Consider the following 4,489-nt stretch of genomic DNA (forward strand, 5'->3'; position numbering starts at 1 on the left):
TTCGGGCTCGACCCGCTCGCGCACCGCCACCCCGACCACGGGGTCCTGCTCGTCAACGCGACCGGCACCGACGTCGGCGTCCGCGCCGAGGCGGGCGTCCTCCGCGGCCCGCGTGCCGGAGTCGCCTACGCGGTCGCCACGCAGTTCGACGACACGACCCTGCACTACCGCCTCGCGGTGCTGGAGGGCATGCGCACCCTCGGAGCCGACCTGCTCGAGTACGTGCACTGACGGCTGCCGGGGCGGATGCTCCTCCGGAGCGGGCCGACCCCGCGGGGCCCCTCAGGTGCCCCGTCAAGTCCGTGACCGCCTCCGGGAGCGCGACCTAGGCTGCCCGCAGCGGCGCCGCCTCCCGGGCGCACCGCGGAGAGGGAACCATGAGCAGCTTCGGCTTCGACGCCCCCGAGGACGTCACCGACACCACCCGCCCCGACGGCGACTCCCTGCCGGTCCCGCCGGAGGACCCGGCCGAGATCGACGACCCCGAGTCGATCGACGAGGCGCTCGACCAGGGCGCCGACGCCCGCCTCGGCGACGACCAGGACCCGCCGGAGCACCCCTTCATCCCGTCGCCCAGCTGATCGGCCGGCCGGGCGCCCCAGCGGCGCCCGGCCTCCTCCGACCTGGCTGCTCCTCCGAGCCGACTACTCCTTCGACCCCGGCTTCAGGCGGTGCGCGAGGCGCTTGATCGGGTGGGCGGGCTCGCGCTCCGCCGGATCCTCGACCTCGAGGCCGTAGAACGTGCCGATGTCGCCGACGAACGCCTTGCGGCGGGCCTTGTCGTAGGCGCGGATCTCGCGGCGGAAGGCGATCACCGTCGCGACGCACATCAGGATCATCACGACGCTGAACGGCAGGGCCGAGAGGATCGCGGCGGTCTGCAGGGCGTCGAGGCCGCCGGCGACCAGGAGCGACAGGGCGAGCAGCGCGGTCGCGACGGCGAAGAACACGCGGATGCGGTTGCGCGGCTCCGGCTCGCCGCCGGTCGCGATCATCGACATCACCAGCGCTCCGGAGTCAGCGGAGGTCACGAAGAAGACGCCGATCAGGAGGATCGCGCCGATCGTCAGCACCGAGCCCGCGGGCAGTCCCTGCAGCATCGAGAAGAGCGCCAAGTTGGTGTCGACCGAGCCGTCGGCGCCGACGAGGCCGCCGGCGCCGTAGAGCTCCCGGTAGATGGCCGTGCCGCCGAGGACGCTGAACCAGAGGAAGGTCATGATCGTCGGCACGAGCAGCACGCCGCCGACGAACTCGCGGACCGTCCGGCCCTTCGAGACGCGGGCGATGAAGATGCCGACGAACGGCGCCCACGACATCCACCAGCCCCAGTAGAACGTGGTCCACGAGGCCTGCCACTGCTCGCCCTCGCGGCCGGCGTAGGCGCTGACCGTGAAGGTCAGGCCGATGAAGTTCTGCAGGTAGTTGCCGAGCGACTGCACGAACTCGCGGAGGAGGAACTGGGTCGGGCCGGCGACGAGCACGAAGACGAGGAGCGCGGCGGCGAGCAGCAGGTTGCCGGTCGAGAGCCACTTCATGCCCTTGCCCACGCCCGAGATCAGCGAGAAGACGGTCAGGCCCGTGACCACGGCGATGACCACGATCTGCACGGTGAGCGACGACTCCACGATGCCGCTCGCCTCCAGGCCCGCCGAGATCTGGGTGACGCCCAGGCCGAGCGAGGTCGCGACTCCGAACATGGTGCCGACCAGGGCGACCACGTCGATCGCGTTGCCCCAGCCGCCGCGGACCCGGCGGCCCAGCAGCGGCTCCAGCGCCCAGCGGATCGACACCGGCCGCTTGCGGCGGTGGATCGCGTACGCGAGGGCGAGGCCGACCACCACGTAGATGGACCAGGCGTGGACGCCCCAGTGCAGGTAGGTCTGCGAGATCGCGCTCTGCGCGAGCTGCGTCTCGGTGCCGGTGACGCCCGGGCGAGGAGTGGCGAAGTGGGTGAGCGGCTCCGCGACGCCGTAGAAGACGAGGCCGATGCCCATGCCGGCGGCGAAGAGGAGCGAGATCCAGGCGAGCATCGAGAACTCGGGCTCGTCGTCGTCGGCGCCGAGCTTGATGTCGCCGAAGCGGCTCACGCCCATCCAGATCGCGAAGGCCACGAAGACCGCGGCGATCAGCACGTAGTACCAGCTGAACGTGTTGACGACCGTGGTCTGCAGTGTCGAGAACACGGAGGTCGCGGCGTCGGGCGCGAGGATCGCGAAGGCCGCGATCGACAGCGTGAGGACGGCGGCGGGCCAGAAGACCCACCGCGCGAGGCGGTGCGGAGGGGCGGTCGTGCCCGCGGTGGCGGGGGCGGTGTCCGGGGAGGACGGGTGCTCGGACATGGGGTCCTCTCGTCGGCGGCAACCGTCCACGGTACACGGGGGCCCGTCGGCGGCCCCGGCCGGGGGAGCCGGGCTGGCATGATCCGGCCCCGGTGCGGGAGGCTGGACCCGTGCAGTTCAGAGTGTTCACCGAACCCCAGCAGGGCGCGAGCTACGAGGACCTCCTCGCCGTCGCGCAGGCCGCCGAGAGCCTCGGCTACGACGGCTTCTTCCGCTCCGACCACTACCTCCGGATGGGGGACGGCGACCCCGGCGTGGGCCCGTCCGACGCGTGGACGACACTCGCCGGCCTCGCCCGCGAGACCGAGCGGATCGCGCTCGGCACCCTCGTCTCCTCCGTCACCTACCGGCCGCCGGGGATCCTCGCGATCCAGGTCGCCCAGGTCGACGCGATGTCCGGCGGCCGTGCCGAGCTCGGCCTCGGCACCGGCTGGTTCGAGCAGGAGCACGCCGCGTACGGCATCCCCTTCCCTCCGCGCCGCTTCGACCTCCTCGAGGAGCAGCTCGAGATCGTGACCGGCCTGTGGTCGACGCCGGTCGGCGAGCGCTACTCCTTCGCCGGCGAGCACTACACGCTGACCGACTCCCCGGCCCTGCCCAAGCCCGCCCGCCTGCCGCTGCCGGTGATCGTCGGTGGCGGCGGCCCCAAGCGGACCCCGGCGCTCGCGGCGCGGTTCGCGAGCGAGTTCAACCTGCCCTTCCCCGAGTTCGACGCGATCCCGGGGGCCTTCGAGCGCGTCGACGAGGCGTGCCGGGCGATCGGGCGCGAGCCCTCGTCGCTCGTGCACTCGGTCGCGCTGATCGCGGTCGGCGGAGGCGACGAGGCGGAGTTCACGCGCCGTGCCGCGGCGATCGGCCGCGAGCCCGCCGAGCTGCGCGAGCACGGAGTGGCCGGCGGCGTCGACGAGGCGGTCGACCGCCTCGAGTCCCTCCGCGAGGCCGGCTGCGAGCGCGTCTACCTGCAGTTCATGGACCTGCAGGACCTCGACCACCTCGACTTCTTCGCCCGGGAGGTCCTGCCGCGCCTGTCGGCCTAGGGCGGGCGCCGCTGCTGACTCTGCTCCGACCGTCCAGGAGTCGTCGCACTCGCGCTCGACTGCGACGACTCCTGGCTTCTCGCGGTCCCCGTCCTCGTGCCCCCGCGCCGAGTGCGACGACTCCTGGGCACTCGCGGGCTGCGGGCAGCGCGCTCCGGGCCGCGCGCCCGGGCGTCCGCCCGCGCCGCGGCCTACGCTGGAGGGATGGCGGACACGATCGAGCGCGCGGACGAGCGCCTGGCGACCCGCTCGGCGGCCGAGGTCCCGTGGATCGTGCTGGTCTGGGACGATCCGGTCAACCTGATGTCGTACGTCTCGTACGTCTTCCGCAGCTACTTCGGCTTCGGCCGGGCCGAGGCGGAGCGGCTGATGCTGCAGGTGCACACCGAGGGGCGCGCGGTCGTCGCGACCGGCAACCGCGAGGAGATGGAGCGGCACGTGGAGGCGATGCACGGCTACGGCCTGTGGGCGACGCTGCAGAAGGCCGACGCGTGAGCGCCCCGCTGCGTCCCGCGGCCGCGGAGACCGGAGAGCACCCCGCTCGCGGCATCCGAGGACTCGGCTGATGCGCGCGTTCCGCCGCGACTCCTCCGGAGCGGCCGTCGCCCGTTTCGACCGCGAGGAGGCCGGGATCCTCCGCCATCTGGCCGGCGAGATGCTCGAGCTGCTCGATCGCGGGGCGTCCTCGGAGGAGGCCCGCTCGGATCCGGCGCTCGCGCGCCTCCTGCCCGACGCCTACCGCGACGACGCCGAGGCGGCCGACGAGTTCCGCCGCTTCACCGCTCCGGACCTCGTTGTCCGCAAGATGGACGACGCCCGCGCCGTCACGGCGGCCCTCGACGCCGGCGACGGCACGAGTCACGGCCGGATCTTCGAGGGGCTGGGCGAGGTCGCGGTCCGTCTCGAGGAGCCGCAGGCGATCGCCTGGCTCCGCGCACTGACCGACATGCGGCTCGCTCTGGCCGTGCGGCTCGGCATCGACGACACCGACGACGTCGTCCCGGAGGAGGGGAGCGCGGCCGCGATCCGCAGCGTCTACGACTGGCTGGGCGGCGTGCAGGACGGACTCGTCCGCGCCGTCGACGTGTGATCCGCTCGTCCCTCTAGCGATTC

Annotated in this window: 5 protein-coding genes and 1 pseudogene; 5 read left to right on the forward strand and 1 reads right to left on the reverse strand. The window is 73.0% G+C overall.

The window, feature by feature from the left end; translation table 11 throughout:
- Positions 1-231: pseudogene (locus tag C5C82_RS16735) on the forward strand (serine hydrolase); the annotation flags it as partial.
- Between the two features lie 146 nt (positions 232-377).
- Complete coding sequence (locus tag C5C82_RS16740) at positions 378-581, forward strand: hypothetical protein (RefSeq protein ID WP_104222832.1); 204 nt, start codon at positions 378-380, stop codon at positions 579-581.
- Between the two features lie 63 nt (positions 582-644).
- On the opposite strand, the gene C5C82_RS16745 is transcribed toward C5C82_RS16740, so the two are convergent.
- Positions 645-2,339, reverse strand: coding sequence for a BCCT family transporter (locus tag C5C82_RS16745; RefSeq protein ID WP_104355414.1), 1,695 nt, complete (start codon positions 2,337-2,339; stop codon positions 645-647).
- 110 nt (positions 2,340-2,449) lie between these two features.
- Between C5C82_RS16745 and C5C82_RS16750 the strand changes: the two genes are divergently transcribed.
- From C5C82_RS16750 to C5C82_RS16760, 3 genes are all read left to right on the forward strand, one after another.
- Positions 2,450-3,376 (forward strand): LLM class F420-dependent oxidoreductase, encoded by a 927-nt coding sequence (locus C5C82_RS16750; protein WP_104222830.1) that lies wholly within the window; start codon positions 2,450-2,452, stop codon positions 3,374-3,376.
- Positions 3,377-3,580: 204 nt separating this feature from the next.
- Entirely contained in the window at positions 3,581-3,871 is a 291-nt protein-coding gene (clpS, locus tag C5C82_RS16755) for an ATP-dependent Clp protease adapter ClpS (RefSeq protein ID WP_104222829.1), read from the forward strand.
- A gap of 70 nt (positions 3,872-3,941) precedes the next feature.
- Positions 3,942-4,466, forward strand: coding sequence for a DUF2017 domain-containing protein (locus C5C82_RS16760; RefSeq protein ID WP_104355415.1), 525 nt, complete (start codon positions 3,942-3,944; stop codon positions 4,464-4,466).
- Positions 4,467-4,489: the final 23 nt, after the last annotated feature.

Origin of the sequence: Rathayibacter sp. AY1D5 (assembly GCF_002932515.1) — a bacterium.
In the GTDB taxonomy this organism is placed as follows: domain Bacteria; phylum Actinomycetota; class Actinomycetes; order Actinomycetales; family Microbacteriaceae; genus Rathayibacter.